This is a genomic window from Vibrio scophthalmi LMG 19158 (assembly GCF_000222585.1).
Classification (GTDB): Bacteria; Pseudomonadota; Gammaproteobacteria; order Enterobacterales; family Vibrionaceae; genus Vibrio; species Vibrio scophthalmi.
This window is the reverse complement of the sequence record NZ_AFWE01000218.1, coordinates 51,252-70,350: the sequence shown is the minus strand read 5'-3', so window position 1 is coordinate 70,350 and position 19,099 is coordinate 51,252. Positions and strand designations below refer to the sequence as shown.

The window sequence follows — 19,099 nt, the reverse complement described above, 5'->3', positions numbered from 1 at the left end:
ATAGAATCGCTGCCGTTAATTGATTGAGTAGCAGAAATATGTCACAACCATTTGCGAATTTGGGCCTTGAGCCAACTCTTGTTGAAACCGTCAGCCAATTAGGCTTTAACTCTCCTACGGAAGTTCAGCTTCACGCGATCCCTCCAGTTCTCGAAGGCAAAGATGTCTTAGCGGGGGCGCAAACCGGTACGGGCAAAACAGCGGCGTTCGGTTTGCCGATCATTCAGCGCTTAAGCAATCAAGATTATTCACGTGATCCACAACGCAATGATGTCTCTGCGTTAGTGTTGGTACCAACTCGAGAGCTTGCTCAACAAGTCTTCGATAATCTTACGGCATACGCTGTTAACACGTCGCTAAAAATAGTGACAGCGTACGGCGGTACCAGTATGAATGTGCAAACAAGAAACCTACATCAAGGCTGTGACATTCTTATCGCCACCCCAGGTCGTCTACTTGATCACATGCACTGTAAAAATGTTTCATTGCAGCGTACACAAACATTAGTCCTAGATGAAGCAGACCGCATGCTTGATATGGGTTTTTGGCCTGACTTGAAGCGTATCTTGGGCAAGATGAGCTCCGACCGTCAAACGTTGTTTTTCTCGGCGACATTCGATAAAAAAATCAAAGATCTTGCCTATAAAATGCTAAACAGTCCCGTAGAAGTGCAGATCGCAGCGCAGAACAGTACTGCCGACACGGTAGAGCAAATGGTTCACCCTGTTGATAAAAAGCGTAAGACAGAATTGTTGGCCTACTTGATTGGTTCGCGTAATTGGCAACAAGTACTTGTGTTTACCAAAACAAAACAGGGCAGTGATGCGCTTGCCAAAGAGCTTAAGCTTGATGGTATTAAAGCCGCTTCTATCAATGGTGATAAGAGCCAAGGCGCGCGCCAAAAAGCACTTGATGATTTTAAAGCTGGTAAAGTGCGCGCGTTAATCGCGACAGATGTCGCGGCACGAGGTTTGGACATCAATCAACTTGAACAAGTGATCAACTTCGATATGCCGTTCAAAGCGGAAGATTACATCCATCGTATTGGTCGCACCGGGCGTGCGGGTAAGAAAGGTTTGGCTGTATCACTGATGAGCCGAGATGAAGAGTACTTGCTAGAGGCAATTGAACGCCTGTTAGACAAAAAATTACCGCAAGAGTGGCTTGAGGGCTATGAGCCTAGCTTAATTGAAGATCTTGAACCAGAGCATCCATCACGCCGTAATAGCCGTTCATCAGAAAAGCGTCGAATGAAGGCAAAGATGAATATTCATTCTGGGCGCGGTAAACGTCGCTAGAAGCGTTAAACTAGGTAGTCATGAGATAAACCAAACGGCCTCGTCAATACGAGGCCGTTTTTTTGTGTTTGAATAAGAAATGAGCCTAGCTTGGTCGTGAAATATCCGCGATCAATGAAAAGAAACTCACTCCTGTTTCCAACTTATCACTAGCCAATAAGTCCCTTGATATCTGCAATGTCAAATCCAAATATAGCTGCATTATCTATATAGAGTGTCATACTTTAAAATGCCATCGTGTTAGATAAAATCGTGACCAAAAAGTTGCTATCAAAGCTGGATCTGTGCTTGGTATTCTGTTGACGCGTTGCGGTGTAGCTTTGAATAGCATTCCAATATTAATAGCCACTGTTTTTACTTATATCAATTCATCTGCAATGATTGACTTTTCACTGCGATTAAATCAATGGGTGTACTAACGTAGACGGTTGAAAAGCGTTTTACGATATTTGAAATAGTTTTCATTTGTTGCTTGTATAAATGAAGCGAATTAACGTTTTTGTTATTTTTACGAGGAATTGTATTTTGTTTACTCTACTTTCTTTTAGTATGTCATCTTGAAAGTTGAATGATATAAAATACCAGTCTAAACAACTTATTTTAGAATTGTCAATTACATTGCTATGTGATCTTTAGCCAGGTTTTTGTAAGTATATCGTTTGATTAGCAATCTAATGTTGATTGTATTCTTAATGACTATTTTGTGATTAAAGCAGCTATGTTAACGGTGGTTGTTGTTTGTCTGATATATGTTTCATCTTATTGTTTTGGTGAATGGTTTATATGGTTAATTAAGTAAGCGTGATTATTTAAAGAAGGGATTGAATTGGTTATATAATGAAAGTCTTTAATATGGGTCTCAAAGTATGTACAACTTTTGTGTTGTTTTCACTTGTTGTTCCTCATGCTTCAGCTAGCCAAGATGAATATGAAGTAAGTGCAATGTCTGCGGAACAAGCTTTAGAAAAAGGCCGATTAATGCGGGCACAATATAAAAATTTGGAATCTAGGGTATATCTTAAGCAAGCGGCAGATAAAGATAGCGCAGCGGGTTCATTTTTGTACGCAATGGAGCTGAATAATTACAAAACAAACGAGAGAACACCGTTAGACACAAGACAATATCTGCTCAAAGCTGGCGAATTAGGTAACCGCCGTGCAATGTACCAACTTTATAGACATACCGATTGGCTACGAAAGGTCGATGTTAATTTTTGGCGTTCACAATACTACACCAGTGTGATTTTGTTAGGACGAGACAAGCCCGCACAGGCGATGTACGAACTGGCGCGTTTTCATCGTGACTACGATGAAGAGCTATCGTCCTATTATCTAGATAAAGCGATTGAATTCAAACATCCGTTAGCTTTGATGGAAAGAGCGGACAGTCTGGTGGATCGAGACGGAAGTGCTGTTCTTTCAGGAGAGATCTCTGATAAAGCTGAATCATTATATCTTTTAGCTGCAGAGACAGAATATATACCGGCGATGAAGCGTTACATCGAGGTTTTGGAAAGTACTGGTCGTTATGAAGATGCTTATCAATGGCGTGAAAGAGCATTACAAAATGGTGATATTACATCGCTAGCTGTGATGGCGAAGATATTGATTGGACAAAGTTCGAACTATTCTTTTGTTCCTTCCGATAAGGTTACCGCAAAAGCTTATATGGATTTGTATCTCTCTTCTGCAGGAAGAGAGCGGATGACATCGCTTTACTCTGTGATTTCAAATGATGAAGAATTGCTTTCATTAACGATTAACGCCGAAGAAAAAGAACAAGCCTTAAATATATATCTTAAATTTAAGAAAACCGTAAATTTTTATAATCATGATAAATTTTGGGATATCCAATAGTGGTTAGATTTACTTTATGGTTCTCTGCATTTCTAGATTGAGATCGTGTTTTATTAAATTTGGTGTTTATTATGTATGCAAATAAATATAGTGTGCGGTTAGTTTTATTTTGACTCGTTGATTGATTTGTAAATATTTAATGGGTCTGGGGTTGAACTTTAATTTATGTAGTTGGTGATGGTTGTTTTTAATTGCTAGTTTTATCATTATAAATAATATTCATAATTTTGACGTTGAATTTACATAACTAAAGCAATTTCAGTTTATGTTGTTTTTTGTAAATAAACCTTAAGAACACAGAGTTGGTATGGAATTGGAGGCTTGAAATGTCTAAAGAAGGAAGTGTCGCTCCGAAAGAGCGAGTTAATATCAAATATATCCCATCAACAGGGGACTCTCAGGCGGAAATAGAATTACCGTTGAAAACGCTTGTCGTTGGTGATTTTAAAGGGCATGCAGAAGAAACTCCTCTTGAAGAAAGAGAGGCGGTATCCGTTGATAAAAACAATTTTGAAGCAGTGATGCGCGAGAGTGATTTAAAAATTTCGGCAACAGTTCCCAATAAACTAAGCGATGAAGAAAATGCAGAGCTACCGATAGAGCTAAGCTTTAAATCGTTAGCGGATTTTTCACCAGATGCTGTCGCTGCTCAAGTTCCTGAACTAAATAAATTGGTTGAGTTGCGTGAAGCTCTAGTGGCTTTGAAAGGTCCACTAGGCAACATTCCTGCATTTAGAGAGCGCCTACAAACGTTACTCAATTCAGAAGAATCGCGTGAAAAATTGTTGTCCGAGCTCAGCTTAGTTAGCGACAAAGAAGAGCCCAAGGCGTAATTAAGCTCTTTGTTATTTAATCAGATTTAGGAATGAAATTGATGTCTACCACTACAGAAGCCATCCCAGAAGTACAAGCTGCCCAGCAAGGGAGCTTACTCGATGAAATCATGGCTCAGACACGCATAGCGCCAAGTGACGAAGGTTATCACGTCGCCAAAAAAGGGATCGCCGCATTTGTTGAAAATCTCATTGGTTCTAATCAAGTCGATGATCAAATTAACAAATCACTTGTTGATCAGATGCTTGTTGAACTTGATAAGAAAATTAGTGCGCAAATGGATGAAATACTCCACCAAGAAAGCTACCAGCAGATGGAGTCATCATGGCGCGGTTTGAAATTGTTTATCGACCGCACGGATTTTCGTGAAAATAACAAAGTAGATTTGTTGCACGCGACCAAAGCTGAGTTATTGGAAGATTTCGAATTTGCACCAGAAACAACGCAGTCTGGTCTATATAAACATGTTTACTCTTCGGGCTATGGTCAATTTGGTGGTGAACCCACTGGTGCGATTATTGGTAACTTTGCCTTTACGCCTTCCACTCCTGATATGAAGTTACTTCAATTTATGGGAGCGCTTGGTGCAATGGCTCATGCACCGTTTATTTCGAGTGTTGGACCTGAGTTCTTTGGTATTGAGTCATTTGAAGAGCTGCCTAATATCAAGGATTTGAAATCAACCTTTGAAGGGCCTAAGTACACAAAATGGCGTTCTTTACGTGAGTCTGAAGATGCGCGTTATCTTGGTTTAACAGCACCTAGATTTTTACTACGCGTACCTTATGATCCAATAGAAAACCCGATTAAGTCTTTTAATTATCAAGAAAATGTTAGCGCTTCCCATGAGCATTATCTGTGGGGTAACACTGCATTTGCTTTCGCCACTCGTTTAACTGATAGCTTTGCTAAATATCGTTGGTGTCCCAATATCATTGGTCCTCAGAGCGGTGGTGCAGTGGATGATCTTCCTGTTCACGTGTTCGAATCCATGGGGGCTTTGCAAAGTAAAATTCCAACAGAAGTGCTTGTCACTGATCGTAAAGAATTTGAGTTAGCGGAAGAAGGTTTCATTGCGTTGACGATGCGTAAAGGCAGTGATAATGCTGCGTTTTTCTCAGCAAATTCGATTCAAAAGCCACAAGTATTTCCGAATACCAAAGAAGGTAAAGAAGCGGAAACTAACTATAAATTGGGAACGCAATTACCCTATATGATGATCATCAACCGCCTTGCACACTACGTTAAAGTCCTGCAACGCGAACAGATTGGTTCGTGGAAGGAGCGTCAAGATCTGGAGCGAGAGCTCAATGGTTGGATCAAACAATATGTTGCTGATCAAGAAAATCCACCAGCAGACGTACGTAGCCGTCGTCCACTTCGCGCTGCAAAAATTGAAGTAATGGATGTCGAGGGTGAGCCAGGTTGGTACCAAGTCTCCTTATCTGTTCGCCCTCACTTTAAGTACATGGGTGCAAACTTTGAATTGTCGTTAGTTGGTCGATTAGATCAAGCATAACGATGACTTATATCGCCCCAGAAGAGAGCGCATTTGGTGTCGGATTTCTAGAACGTTTAGAAACTGGCACCAAGCCGATGTCCTTAACGCAAGGACCAGATGCCATGGACGTACTTCAATCAATAAAGCGTAACGTTTCAAATATACTAAATACACGTCTTGGCGAAGCGCAAAGCGCCCCGATGTTGGGTTTAGTCGATTTTAATGATGCAACATTGGAAACGTTGGATTTGTCATTGCGCATAAAGTTTGCAATTCAAAACTGCTTGGTGAGTTATGAGCCGAGATTACGCAATATTGAAATTCGCTCTGAATCTGATCCTTACAGTCCACTTATGCTGCGCTTCAATATTGTTGCCGAAATAAATAGTGAAGCGTTGCATGACCGTGTACAGCTAAGTTTGTTGCTGGACCAGAACCGCAAGTACCAAGTGTATTAGAAGATTATGAACCAAGATAAGTACTTCAGAGAAGAACTTGCCTTTCTTAAAGAGCAGGGTAAGCAGTTTACCGAGATTCATCCTCAGTTGTCGCGCTTTTTGCATGGACGAACAACTGATCCTGATGTGGAGCGCTTACTCGAAGGATTTGCATTTTTGACAGCTCGCCTGCGTGAAAAAGTGGAGGACGAATTTCCTGAGTTGACACACTCAATAATTAATATGTTGTGGCCCAATTATCTTCGCCCGGTACCGAGCATGAGTATTGTTGCGTTTAGTCCAGATAAGAGTGTGAGTGACAAGCATCAAATAGGTCGAGGTACGCAACTCGATAGTAAGCCAGTATTCGGCACGAAATGTCATTTCAGAACCTGTCGGGATGTCAACATCTATCCGATTGAATGTATCGACGTAACTTCTCACCATACAAGAGAAGCGAGCTTGATTGATATCTCACTTAGCTTATTGGGTGAGAATAGCGTTGGTGACATTCATCTTGATGATCTCCGTTTTTACTTAGGCGGCGATAAATACAGCTCACAGATGCTTTACCTATGGCTGAATCACTATTTGGATAAGGTTTGGATTGAGGTGGATGGAACGCCTTTTTCACTACCGAAAAACGCACTTAAAACGGTCGGTTTCGATAGCGAGCAAGCGCTATTGCCTTATCCAAATAATGTCTACGAAGGTTATCGTGTACTACAAGAATATTTGTCGTTCCCAGAAGCATTTCATTTTTTTGATATTACGCAACTCAAATCGGCGTTACCTAAATCAGTAACCAACGATTTTAAGTTAAAAATCAGCTTTACCAAGACTTTACCGACGGATGTCAGAGTTAGAAAAGACAATTTCCAACTTTATTGTACACCGGTAATCAACTTGTTTGATCATGATGCAGATCCTATTGATCTGACAGGAAGGCGTTCTGAGTATCGTGTTGTTCCTTCAAGTCGTTATCCTGCTCACTATGAAGTGTTCAGTGTTGATGGCGTCTTTGGTTGGCAAGATAAAACCCAAGCGAGCCAACGTATTCGTGGCGAGAAACGAGTTTATTCTGCGTTTGAAAGTTTTCAGCATGAAGTTGAGCGAGCAAGAAATCGAGAAGCTTTGTATTACCGTACTCGAGTTAAGAATAGTATTCGAGGAGATGGTTTTGACAATTTTATTGCCTTTATTCGCGGAGATGAAACACAGTCGATGCAAGTCGATGAAGCGGTCTCTCTCAAGTTAACGTGTACAAATAGATTGTTACCATTGGAGCTGGGTGTTGGTGATATTTGCGAACCGACAGATACCTCACCGCCGTTTGCCACCTTTAGTAATATTACGGTGCCATCACAATCGTTACGCCCAGTTTTGGATGGTAGCTTACTGTGGATGTTGATTTCTAACCTGTCGCTTAATTATCTATCTTTACTCTCTAAAGACGCCTTAAGCAGTGTGCTAAGGGCTTACGACTTTAGAGCTCTGGTTGACAGACAAGCTGAAAGAGTTGCTCAGTTACGACTTGAAGGTATTCAGAAAATCGAATCACAGCCAGTGGATAAAATTTTACGCGGTTTACCAGTAAGAGGCCTTAAATCGACGATATATATCGACCAAAACTGTTTTGGCTCGGAAGGTGAATTATATCTGTTCGGCACCGTTTTAAGTCATTTCTTTGCACTTTATGCCAGCATCAATTCATTTCATGAATTGGTGGTGATTAATGCGTCCAACCAAGAGAAGTACACATGGGGAACCCAGGCAGGAATGCAGCCGTTGATCTAGAAATGTCAGAGCTTCAGGAATCCCTGCTAGCGTTGCCAGATGATGTACGAAACTACAACTTTTATCAGTTGGTTGAGTTGTTACAGAAGATTCATGCGTTCAATCCTGAATCGGAAGATTGGGAACGAGCATGTCAGTTGGTATTTAGTGCGAATCCAAGTTTAGGTTTTGCGCCTGCGGATGTGATTGATCTAGAAAAGCGTGATGACGAACGTTTGATTTTACAAACGAATTTTTTTGGTTTGACGGGGGCACAGTCGCCACTGCCGGGTTTTATTTTACAGCAGTTGGTAGAAGAAGACCGAGGTGGTTTTAAGCGCCCATTCTTAGATTTTTTTAACAATCGTCTGATCAACTTGGTTTATCGCATTTGGCGTAAATATCGTTACTACGTTCGTTTTCAGCCCGATGCACAAGATCAGCTCTCTTCTCAGCTGTTTGCTTTGGTCGGGCTAGGTGATGCGGACTTACGTGGAGAAACGCCGATTAACTGGTGCAAGATGCTTGCGTATTCAGGGCTGTTGGCGGGACGCAGCCGCTCACCACAAGTTGTGTCAGGCATTATTGCCCATTGTTTTGATTTAAAGGAAGTCACGATTACTCAGTGGGTAAGGCGCAAAGTCGCCATTCAACCCTATCAACAGTTGAGTTTAGGTCGACAAAATGGCGAGTTGGGCGTGGATACCTTGTTGGGTGAGTCGGTGATGGATTGTAACGGCAAATTTACCATCTGCATTGGTGGGCTAACGCGCGAAAAATTTGCCGATTTCTTACCTTCGGGAAAAGAGTACCAACCATTATGTAAATTGGTTGAGTTTATTTTACGAGAACAGATGGCGTATGACCTGCAACTCACCATGCATGAAAGTGAAGTGCCCGAAATGACGCTCTGTCGAAAGAACAGTGTCGCCCTAGGTTGGACGTCATTTTTGGGTGGCGAACTATCAGACAAAAACGTGCTTATACAAGTAAGGCAATAGAATATGCAAATCGAACAAAGACTCTCCATGTTAGTTGTGAATGCTCAACAACTACAGTCAGGCTTATCTGCACAGCGTATTTTTACGCATGAAGGGGGGGTGATTGGATCGTCACCTGCAGCGAAATGGCGGTTGAGCGATGCATACAGTTCCGTGCAAGCGCAGCATTGCGAAGTGGCGGTCATTGATGGTGAGTTTTGTATCGAAGATCTTTGTGGAGCGACTTATGTGAACGGTTCGCATATGCCATTGGGGCGGGGCGCATTTGCAAGACTTGAGCATAACAACGAAGTGGTGATTGGTCCATATCGTCTACGAGTGACTCTTGCGAAAAATGAAGATGAATCAGTCCAAGAGGGTCAATCAATTGAGCAGCTTTTTGAAACAGATAGATTTGACTTATTGCGCGAAGATGAGCTCGATTCGGTTAGTGATGAGTATGAGACAGAAAACCATCAATCAAGTGATCCGATTGCGGCGCTAGATGAATTATTTAATGACTTTAAACAAGAGCAGTCACTGCTTCAAGAAACGCAGTTAGCAACGGATGAGCAACAAACCATTGTGCCAGAAAATGATATTCAACGTGGCCAAGCTCAGATTACTCCACAAGCAGATAGTGATTACGAAATGACATCATCAATCAGGTTGAAGAAAATTCTAGGGTTACACCGAAATAAATCAGATGGGCAATCGCCGACGTTAGCGCAGACCGAATCGGCTACCAATGTATCGTCGACTGCACCACACACAAATAATGACACTTTAAACGTACCAGAGGGCTTAGGGATGAACGATAAGGTATTAGATTTATTGGAAGAGGAAGTCGCGAAAAGTTTTCCTCCTACGGGCGATGAGCAGAATCGTTCGTCAGCAAGAGCCAATCATTTACTGACAGGACCGATGCTTAATGGATTAGGTGTCGATGTTGGCAACAGCCATGATATGGACAAGATGCATATGTTGTCTGAGGAGCTTGGTCAATCGCTTCAAGCTTGCGTGAAAGGTCTTTTACAACTGAATCAACAAGTATGCGAAGGTCGATTTGGTGTAATGAATCGCAATCTACAACCGATTGAAGATAATCCATTGCGCTTAGGTCTTTCATACGAAGAAACAATTCGTACGTTATATGACACCGACAAGAGTTTGGTGCATTTATCAGCGCCCGCGGCTATCTCGGAGAGTTTGAAGAATGTCCGCGACCACAATGAAGCAATGCAACATGCAACGGGTGAAGCACTAAGTCAAATTCTCAATGCTTTCTCTCCTCAAGTATTACTGCGCCGTTTTCAACACTATAAGCGAAACGGAGACCTTGATAATCAAAGTCCTGAGTCGTGGGCGTGGGAAATGTATTGCCATTATTATCAAGAGCTTACTTCTGACCGTCAAAAAGGCTTTGAAAAATTGTTCTGGGAAATCTTCGAGCAATCATACGACAAAAAAGTACGTGAAAAACAGTTGGAGTTATAACGGTGAATATACGCTCTTTTGCTCTACTGATGCTACTGACAGCGTTAACAGCATGTAGTTCATCAGAACCCATCGCTCCACCTGAGCAACCAACGAAAGTAACGTTTAGCTTAGTCAGTGATGAAGGTACCAACCCAAACATTTGGGGAGAAGCGGCGCCAATCGCGGTTCAGGTCTTTGAGTTGGTCGATGACTCAATGTTTATGTCTGCTGATTATGATCAGATGAAAGACGACTATGAAGGCGCGCTACGCAGTAACTTTGTCAAAAATTACGATTATGTCCTTACGCCAGGGCAGTTCAAGTTTGTCAATGAGATAGAGGTTGATGAAGAAACCAACTATATCGGCATCATGGCACACTTTTCGGAGCCGGATCTAAGTGAATGGAAAAAGGCCGTAAAAGTGTTGAACAAAGGTAGGGAGTACCATTTGTTGATGTATTTCAAAGACTACGATGTGAAATTAGAAAGGGTGGAATAACAAGATGTTTACGCGTAATCGTGTAATTTGGAATGAAGGCTTGTTTATCAAGCCCCAGCACTTTCAGCAGCAACAGCGTTACTTTGAACATGTGCTTGATGAACGTATGGGCTCGGTTAACCGCTATCTCTATGGTGTTTCTGAGTTAACACTTAACCCTGAATACCTTTCGTTTGGTCGTATATCGATCGAAAGAGCAGTAGGGGTCATGCCTGATGGGACGGTTTTTCGTATACCACAAGAGGATGTACTGCCCGATGCGCTCGAAGTAGAAGATTCATCGCTTGCGTATCAGATAGTGTATCTTGCGGTGCCGCTGCGCAGCGATTCACTGATGGAGATTGATTGGCCGGAAGAGCGGGGAACAGGGCGCTATGCTAGCAGTCGTATTGAAGTTCGCGATGTGCATACCGTTGGCGGCGACAGTACGACGTTAGATGTGTCACCTGTGCGTATGCAATTAATGCTAGAAAAAGAAGATCGCAGTGCTTATGCATCGATAGCGATTGCTCGTATTTTAGAAAAACGTCCGGATGGTAGCGTGGTCTTGGATCCTGATTTTATTCCTTGCCACCTGAATGTATCAAGCAATGCGTCTTTACACCGATTTATTAGCGAAATTTCGGGGTTAATGGGCGAGCGAGCTAAGAATATCTCTCAACGTATTGCTTCGCCGTCTCAAGGGGCTGTCGCAGATGTGTCGGATTTTATGTTGTTGCAGGCGTTAAACCGAATTCAACCTCAGATTCAACACTTAGCTCAGTTGCGCAATTTGCATCCAGAGCGTTTATTTGAATGCCTAGCATGTGTATGTGGAGAGTTAGCGACATTCACGGATGAGAGCCGCCTACCGCCGACATTGCCTCATTACAACCATGATATGCCGAGTAGCGCATTTCTGCCGCTTATTCGAAATCTAAGGCAGAGCTTGAGTATTGTACTGGAACCGCGCGCCGTTTCGATCCAGTTGGATAAGCGTAAATATGGCTTGATGGTAGCACCAATCCAAGATCCTCAATTGATCGAAAGTGCTGAATTCATTATTGCGGTAAAAGCCCGTATGCCGCTTGATGAGTTACGTCATCTCTTTGTTCAACAAACCAAAGTATCGACCGTTGAAAAAATACGTGAGCTGATTTCGTTACAGTTACCGGGTATCCCACTGAACTTGCTACCCGTTGCGCCAAGACAGTTGCCTTATCACGCAGGTTACGCTTATTACCAGCTTGATAAAACGAGCCCTGCTTGGTCGACACTCGGTCACTCAAGTGGGTTTGCCTTCCATGTGGCTGGGGCATTTGAAGATCTTGATCTTCAATTCTGGGCGATTAGGAGTTGATTATGGATATCGATAAAAAAAATAGTCAATACAGTAGTTTACTGTTTGAAAATGTAGAACAAATTAATCACGACCAAGATTACTGGTTCCAGTTGAGAGGGGAAAACCGTAACCTTTTGATTGATGCGGCGACACCACTGTTTGGTTTGTCACTGAGAGTAAGAAGTCTGACTGACTGCGACAATATAGAGCAAATCTATAATCAAACGGTCGAAGAAATTAAAGCGATAGAAATTGAGTTGACCGAACAAGGTTACGAACATGCCATTTTGATGGCTTATCGCTATATCCTCTGTGCGTTCCTAGATGAAGCGGTGATGGGAACAAGTTGGGGGGCATCTAGCGTATGGGCCGAATACTCCATGCTTTCGCGTTTTCATAACGAAACGTGGGGCGGAGAGAAAGTCTTTACTATCTTAAGTCGTTTGGAAGGAGAGCCAAAACGTTATCACACGTTATTGGAGTTCATCTATCAATGCTTGGTTCTCGGGTTTGAAGGTAAATATCGTGTGATGGAAGGCGGGTACAACGAACGTCAAAAAGTGATCACGCGTTTACATAGCACTATCGCCGGTCTAAATGAGCGAGAGTTGCAAGATCTCACTTCATCGAGTGCGCTTGTAGCAAAAACCAAGTACCACTTGAGTCGACAATTACCAGTTTGGTCAATTTTAGTTGGATTTATTGTTATTTGGCTGGGCGTGTTCCTTGGCTATTCCAACTTACTGCACGTCAAATCTGCAGATGTAATCAATCAATTAAATCAAATACTCTAATTATAAAAGGCTAGGTGACCGTTGTGATCCGTATTGAATTATCAAAGTTGATTTCAAAACTTAATGAACAGAGTAAGTTAGCGCTTGAACAGGCTGCGTCATTATGTATTGAACGTCAGCATCCTGAAGTGACTTATGAGCATCTGCTCTATGTGTTGTTGGATAATCCGTTATCCGATATGCGGATTATCTGTAAACAAGCAAATTTAGAGGTTGATTCGCTCAAACAGGCCGTCGGCACCAACTTCATGCGGGAGCAGGTACTCGATACCTATCCTGCGTTCTCGCCATTGTTGGTTGAGTTGCTACAAGAAGCTTGGTTACTTTCTACAACAGAGCTCAATCATAATCAACTTCGTTCAGGTGCGATTTTTCTTGCCGCTTTGATTCGGGCTGATCGTTATTTGCCGTTAAACCTTATCCAAGTATTCGAGAATATCAACAAAGAGAGCTTAAATAAAAATTTTGATCTCTTGCTCCAAGATTCTTCTGAGTCAGACCAAGAGAACACAAAAAAACTTGATGCTAAACACTCGGCACTAAAGTCGTCTGATTCGTCACCACTAGAAAAGTTTTGTACTAACGTGACAGAGCAAGCGCGCAACGGAGAACTCGATCCTGTGCTCTGTCGTGAAAATGAACTTAACCTGATGATCGACATTTTATGCCGCCGTCGAAAAAACAACCCTATTGTCGTGGGGGATGCAGGTGTAGGTAAAAGTGCGATGATTGAAGGGTTAGCATTGCGCGTTGTGGCGGGTAATGTTCCTGAGCAGCTTAAAAATGTCGATCTTTGCTCGCTCGATCTCGGTCTTCTTCAAGCTGGAGCCTCCGTTAAAGGTGAATTTGAAAAACGGTTGAAAGGCGTGATTGATGCGATAAAAACCGCATCTAAGCCAATTATACTGTTTATCGATGAAGCGCATACGTTGATTGGTTCTGGGAACCAAGAGGGTGGCAGCGATGCGGCAAATCTACTTAAACCTGCGCTTGCCCGTGGTGAACTCAGTACGGTAGCCGCGACGACGTGGAAGGAATATAAAAAGTATTTTGAAAAGGATCCGGCATTAACGCGCCGCTTCCAGCTGGTAAAGCTTGAAGAGCCGAGCATTGAACAGGCGGTTGATATTTTACGCGGGTTAAACACTGCTTACGAGAAAGCGCATAATGTTCTGATCACTGACGATGCATTAAAAGCTGCCGCTGAATTGTCGGCTCGTTATATATCAGGTCGACAATTGCCAGATAAGGCGATAGATGTTCTGGATACTGCTTGTGCGCGTATTGCGATTAATATCACCACCCCCCCTAAACGGCTAGCGCAACTTGAGACCTTATGCCATCAGCGTCAACTCGAAATTGACATGTTAGAGCGGGCTCAGTATTTGGGACAAGAAGTCGATGCTCACCGTTTAGATCGGCTATGTAGTGAAGAAGTCGCCGATGAGGAAGAGAAAGCCGCGTTAACCGAAAAATGGCAACAGCAAAAAGCCATTATTGAAACGATCATTTCGCTACGAGAGCAACTGTTATCTAATTCGTCTGTCAATACAGAGTTTAACGACGCGTTAAATGATGTCGATGAGCAACCAAGCCGTGGTGAGTTGTTGGTACAACTTAAAGCGCAATATCAGGCGTTGGCCGATATTCCTCATACGGACCTATTGATGCACCCACAAGTGGATGCACAACAAATTGCTGAAGTTATTGCGGATTGGACTGGGGTACCCGTTGATCAAATGAACAGTGATGAACTGTATAAAATTACTCATCTTACGAGCTTGCTTGGCGAAAGTATCAAAGGACAAGATCCCGCAATAGAGCGTATTCATCGCCATTTGTTGACTGCTCGAGCAGATCTGCGTAGACCTGGGCGTCCTAAAGGCGCTTTCCTATTAGTCGGACCAAGCGGGGTTGGTAAAACTGAAACGGTGGTCCAGCTGGCACAGCAGCTTTATGGCGGAAAACAATTTCTGACCACGATTAATATGTCGGAGTACCAAGAAAAACATACGGTGTCTCGCTTAATTGGATCTCCTCCTGGTTACGTTGGCTATGGTGAAGGTGGGATATTGACTGAGGCTATTCGTAAGATGCCATATTCAGTTGTGCTATTAGATGAAGTTGAAAAAGCGCACCCTGAAGTATTGAACATTTTCTATCAAGCCTTTGATAAAGGTGAACTGTCGGATGGCGAAGGCCGATTGATCGATTGTCAAAATATCGTTTTCTTCTTGACGTCTAACTTGGGATACCAAACGATTGTTGACAATGCTCACGATCCGGAGTGTCTTGATGAAGCGCTTTACGAAGAGTTGGCTGGATTTTTCAAACCAGCACTATTAGCGCGAATGGAAACGGTATTTTATCTACCTTTGGCACGCGATGTACTGGAAAAAATTGTCCGTGGAAAGCTGGCTAACCTTGAGAAAGTGTTCCAGCAGCGTTATGACGCTCAAGTGGTCATCGAAGATAGCTTGATTGAAGAAATCCTGAATAGAGCAAATCGTTCAGAGAACGGCGCGCGTATGCTGGAAGCTATTATTGAAGGGCAATTGCTGCCGCCGATTTCCTTATCACTTCTTAATAAACTTGCCGATAGGCAACCGGTGAATCGTATTTATTTAGCGGCTAATGAAGGAGAGTTTATCGGAGAGGTCGAGTAGTCATGACTCAATGGTTAGTGTATGCAACGGAGCTCGTTGTGGCTCGGCAGCCAAATCAATTAGCGAGTCGATTTATTGAAACGATTCGTAATGAGCTAGGGCTTGATGTCTGTATGTTACTCGTCCCTAGTTCTGATGGCCGCATGCTGACGCCACATGAGGGCAACTCACTACTAAATTGGTCTGTGACCGATTTTGATTGTCCCTTTGCTCATGTTTTACAATCGGCAAAACCGATTTGTTTGGGATCTGATGAACTGGCGTTTTGGCGATCCAATCGCCATTTTAGTGAATTAACACGTCAGGTCGGCTTGATGGATAAGGTCGCCATTCATCCTCTACCGGTTGGTGTTGAACAAGTTCAATCTGTTTTGCTTATGATTGGTGAAAGTCGTATCGTTGATGGAATATTCCACCAGGTTGAGTTTGTAAAATATCTTGAAGTTTTTACTCATCAATGGTCATTGCTTAACGAAATTCAGCGTGAAAATCAGGGGCGAAAAGTGCTGTCTGAATCGTTATCAGATGCACAGCAAGATGATGTAAGACGCAGTGTCATAACTCGGTTGTCGACCACCTTGATTGGTGATAGTGAGCCGATGATAAAGCTACGCGAGCAAATCATCAACGCGGCATCGTCTCAGTTATCGGTGATGATTCAAGGTGAAACAGGGACGGGTAAAGAGCTCGTTGCTCAAGCTGTGCATGAACACTCTTCGCGCAGAAAGGGGCCTTTTGTGGCGATCAATTGTGCGGCTATACCCGAAAACTTACTTGAAAGTGAGTTATTTGGTTACAGCAAAGGGGCCTTTTCCGGAGCGGAAAAAGATAAGTTAGGTTTGATCGCTCAAGCGGATGGCGGCACATTATTTCTCGATGAAATTGGCGATATGCCTTTGAATCTTCAATCTAAGCTACTGCGCGTGCTTGAGTCACGTTTGTTCCGTCCTGTGGGTGGGAAACAAGAACAGACGTCAGATTTTCGTCTTGTCTCAGCGACACACGTAAATCTCTTACAACAGGTGCGTCAACGTGAGTTTCGTCAAGATCTCTATTATCGGTTACTGCAATACCCCGTTACTTTGCCTCGCCTTGCGATGAAGTTGGGCGATATAGAACTGCTGAGCCAACATTTTGTCGATTTGTTTAACCGTCAACATAATACTCACATTCGCGGGCTTGATTACAAAGCCGTTGACCGCTTATGCCAATATGATTTCCCTGGCAATGTTCGAGAGCTTAAACATTTGATTGAATTTGCTTGTGCGCAAACTCCAGATGGAACACAGATTGAAGCCAGTTGCTTCGAGCATCGACTGTCGAACGGAGTATCACCAGTAACCTCACAATTTAACCCTGTTGTTAAAACGGAAATTGGCGAGAAAACTTCCGAAGTACAGGGTATCCATTTCAATCCTGATCACGTTAATAACTTAAAGCAAACCGTTAACGAATTTGAGCTGCATATTATCCGAGACCGACTCAAGCAATTTTCAGGAGATCGCGCAAAAACAGCGGAAAGCTTGGGTATTCCTAAGCGTACTTTGGCTTACAAATGCCAAAAGTTGGAGATAAAAACACCATGATACGACTTTGGTTTTCTATCGTGATTTTCTATTTGTGTTCATTTGGCATTGCGAATGCATCTGATGTGCGACTCGCTCAAGCTGAACAATGCGGCACAATCAGCGCAAGACTAGAACGACTTGCCTGTTTTGACACATTATTTCAAACGCCGACACCGGATGTTCTAACCCAAGTATCAAGACCGGATGTCCCTGATTCTTGGCAGCGAGCATTCGACAGCTTTAGTCAGTATCAATCCGGTGATTCGAGTCATTTGACAGCTGAGGGGACTTCCGAGCGTGGCAATGCTTGGGTCACCTTGGTTGCCCTTAATGACAAAACGGCTTTTTCAGACAATGCCAAACCGATTTTGGTGATGAGTTGCATCGATAACCTAAGTCGCGTTGAACTGGCATTTCCAAGTGCTATCGATGATTCTCAAGTCAATATTTCAATACTTGATATGCAGGCACAATCCTGGCGAAGTGATGATACTGGCTTGTTGTTTTCCTCTGGACGAGGTATTCCGGCAATTAACATGATGAAGGCGATGGCTAAGCAACCAAGGTTGGTATTGCGCTCAAATTCAAGAATCGTCGATGGTTTGCGGTTTGATGCAAATGAACTTTCATCTTCACTGACAGCACTACGTACCCGCTGTGGTTGGTAAGGAAACATTATGGAAATAGCCGATTATCGCCAATCTATTAGCCAGCCAATCAAGGGAGATAGCCCCGTAGGTGAACGATTGAGTGATGACCCGTTATTTGATTTCGTTGAAGATCAAATGATGAAAGTAGGGTCACTGTCACATGCGTCTGTGCAATGGCCTGAAGTCGAGCAAACAACGGTCACGCTGCTCAGTGAGAAGAGTAAAGATCTCAAGTTACTGCTTATTTTATTGCAATGCCTTCATAATAAGGTGACGCCGTCACGCTTTGTGGTGTCATTGCAATTACTGACTGACTTCATGTTCCTTTATTGGGAAGAGTGTTTTCCGGCTCCCGGGCCAAAGGGGCGTGTCGCCAGAGGAAAATTTTTCAGTCAAATAGTACAACGATTTACACTGGTCATCGACAAATTGGATTTTGATCAGTTTAAAAAACAAGAGCGAAATACACTTAAAGAGGCGCTAGAGTCTTGGCATTTATCTGTCAAGAATGCTGATTTGATGTCTGATTCTGTCACCAGCTTAGCAACCAAAATTACGAATGCATTGACTCGAACAGTCGAACGAGAACGTATCGAGCAAACTGCACCTGAGAAGGTAGTTAGTGCACCAATAGCGTCTAGCCAAAAGGCTATTTCGGTGGACAGTTCGAGTGACAAAGCGACCAAACAATCATTGCTGAAAGTCGCAGATGTTTTGTCAGAGCAAGAGTTCGGTATTGCGTTGGCAATTCGAGTTCGTCGATACGCTGTTTGGTCAAGCATCGCGTCATTACCAGAGCATGACGCCAATGGAGAAACTCAGTTGCGTGGCATGATGCAAGAACGCGTTAAAGAGTATCACGATCAACTGCGAGCACCTGATCTTGAGTTGTGGCGGAAGGTCGAACAGAGCTTAACGATGGCGCCATTCTGGTTTGAAGGCCAGCTTATGAGTTACGACATTGCTAAAAATCTAGGTCAATCGACTTGGTGCGATGCAATTCTTAGTGAATGTGCGCAATTTGTCTCGCGTATGCCGGATTTACTCTCATTGAAATTTAAAGGTGGTGAGCCTTTTGTTAGCGACAAGGCAAAAGAGTGGCTGCTCAGTCATCAAAATGTGAGTGGTCAACAAGCAACAGTTGGTAACTGGGAAGAAAAAGAGCAAGAGGCGATGACGCTCGCGAAGGATGCGGGTATAGCGGTAGCACTCTCCATGCTTAATGATGGACTCATCGCGGCACGAGAGCCAAGAGATAAATTCTACTGGCGATTGCTATCAACCAATTTACTCAATGCCAATAACCTTGATGCGATGGCAAAAGAGCAATACCAAACTCTTTACTCACAGGTGGCCACCATGAGCGTCAATGAATGGGAACCCTCATTGGTCGAACAATTACAAAAGCATACAACGTCAGAATAAACGAAGGATAAAG

15 protein-coding genes are annotated in these 19,099 nt (G+C 43.1%); all 15 read left to right on the top strand.

Annotated elements, in window-relative coordinates:
* Positions 1-38 precede the first annotated feature (38 nt).
* The 15 genes from RH88_RS20020 (at position 39) to tssA (ending at position 19,086) form a co-directional block, all read left to right on the top strand.
* The gene (locus RH88_RS20020) at positions 39-1,298 is read left to right on the top strand and encodes a DEAD/DEAH box helicase (RefSeq protein WP_005599456.1); all 1,260 of its coding nucleotides are present in this window, start codon (positions 39-41) and stop codon (positions 1,296-1,298) included.
* 837 nt (positions 1,299-2,135) lie between these two features.
* Positions 2,136-3,155 (top strand): SEL1-like repeat protein, encoded by a 1,020-nt coding sequence (locus tag RH88_RS20015; protein ID WP_138944311.1) that lies wholly within the window; start codon positions 2,136-2,138, stop codon positions 3,153-3,155.
* Positions 3,156-3,481: 326 nt separating this feature from the next.
* Positions 3,482-3,988, top strand: a complete 507-nt coding sequence (tssB, locus tag RH88_RS20010; RefSeq protein ID WP_005599452.1) for a type VI secretion system contractile sheath small subunit — start codon at positions 3,482-3,484, stop codon at positions 3,986-3,988.
* Between the two features lie 41 nt (positions 3,989-4,029).
* Positions 4,030-5,508: a type VI secretion system contractile sheath large subunit gene (gene tssC, locus RH88_RS20005; RefSeq protein ID WP_005599449.1), complete on the top strand. Its 1,479-nt coding sequence runs from the start codon at positions 4,030-4,032 to the stop codon at positions 5,506-5,508.
* 2 nt (positions 5,509-5,510) lie between these two features.
* The gene (gene tssE / locus RH88_RS20000) at positions 5,511-5,948 is read left to right on the top strand and encodes a type VI secretion system baseplate subunit TssE (protein ID WP_005599446.1); all 438 of its coding nucleotides are present in this window, start codon (positions 5,511-5,513) and stop codon (positions 5,946-5,948) included.
* Positions 5,949-5,954: 6 nt separating this feature from the next.
* Positions 5,955-7,724, top strand: a complete 1,770-nt coding sequence (tssF, locus tag RH88_RS19995) for a type VI secretion system baseplate subunit TssF (protein ID WP_005599443.1) — start codon at positions 5,955-5,957, stop codon at positions 7,722-7,724.
* Complete coding sequence (gene tssG / locus RH88_RS19990) at positions 7,688-8,704, top strand: type VI secretion system baseplate subunit TssG (protein WP_174269673.1); 1,017 nt, start codon at positions 7,688-7,690, stop codon at positions 8,702-8,704. The genes tssF and tssG overlap by 37 nt, the downstream gene beginning before the upstream one ends.
* Before the next feature lie 3 nt (positions 8,705-8,707).
* Positions 8,708-10,180, top strand: a complete 1,473-nt coding sequence (gene tagH / locus RH88_RS19985) for a type VI secretion system-associated FHA domain protein TagH (RefSeq protein ID WP_005599440.1) — start codon at positions 8,708-8,710, stop codon at positions 10,178-10,180.
* A 2-nt stretch (positions 10,181-10,182) separates the two neighbouring features.
* A complete protein-coding gene (gene tssJ, locus RH88_RS19980; protein WP_005599439.1) occupies positions 10,183-10,662 on the top strand; it encodes a type VI secretion system lipoprotein TssJ in 480 nt (159 codons plus the stop codon).
* 4 nt (positions 10,663-10,666) lie between these two features.
* The gene (gene tssK, locus RH88_RS19975) at positions 10,667-12,001 is read left to right on the top strand and encodes a type VI secretion system baseplate subunit TssK (protein ID WP_005599438.1); all 1,335 of its coding nucleotides are present in this window, start codon (positions 10,667-10,669) and stop codon (positions 11,999-12,001) included.
* A gap of 2 nt (positions 12,002-12,003) precedes the next feature.
* A complete protein-coding gene (gene icmH / locus RH88_RS19970; RefSeq protein WP_005599437.1) occupies positions 12,004-12,777 on the top strand; it encodes a type IVB secretion system protein IcmH/DotU in 774 nt (257 codons plus the stop codon).
* A gap of 23 nt (positions 12,778-12,800) precedes the next feature.
* Positions 12,801-15,443, top strand: a complete 2,643-nt coding sequence (gene tssH, locus RH88_RS19965) for a type VI secretion system ATPase TssH (protein ID WP_005599436.1) — start codon at positions 12,801-12,803, stop codon at positions 15,441-15,443.
* A 2-nt stretch (positions 15,444-15,445) separates the two neighbouring features.
* The gene (locus RH88_RS19960; protein ID WP_005599435.1) at positions 15,446-17,029 is read left to right on the top strand and encodes a sigma-54 interaction domain-containing protein; all 1,584 of its coding nucleotides are present in this window, start codon (positions 15,446-15,448) and stop codon (positions 17,027-17,029) included.
* Positions 17,026-17,679 carry a type VI secretion system-associated protein VasI gene (gene vasI, locus RH88_RS19955; protein WP_005599434.1) on the top strand — a complete coding sequence of 218 codons (654 nt, stop codon included), beginning with the start codon at positions 17,026-17,028 and terminating at the stop codon, positions 17,677-17,679. The genes RH88_RS19960 and vasI overlap by 4 nt, the downstream gene beginning before the upstream one ends.
* 9 nt (positions 17,680-17,688) lie before the next feature.
* Positions 17,689-19,086 carry a type VI secretion system protein TssA gene (tssA, locus tag RH88_RS19950; protein ID WP_005599430.1) on the top strand — a complete coding sequence of 466 codons (1,398 nt, stop codon included), beginning with the start codon at positions 17,689-17,691 and terminating at the stop codon, positions 19,084-19,086.
* Positions 19,087-19,099 lie beyond the last annotated feature (13 nt).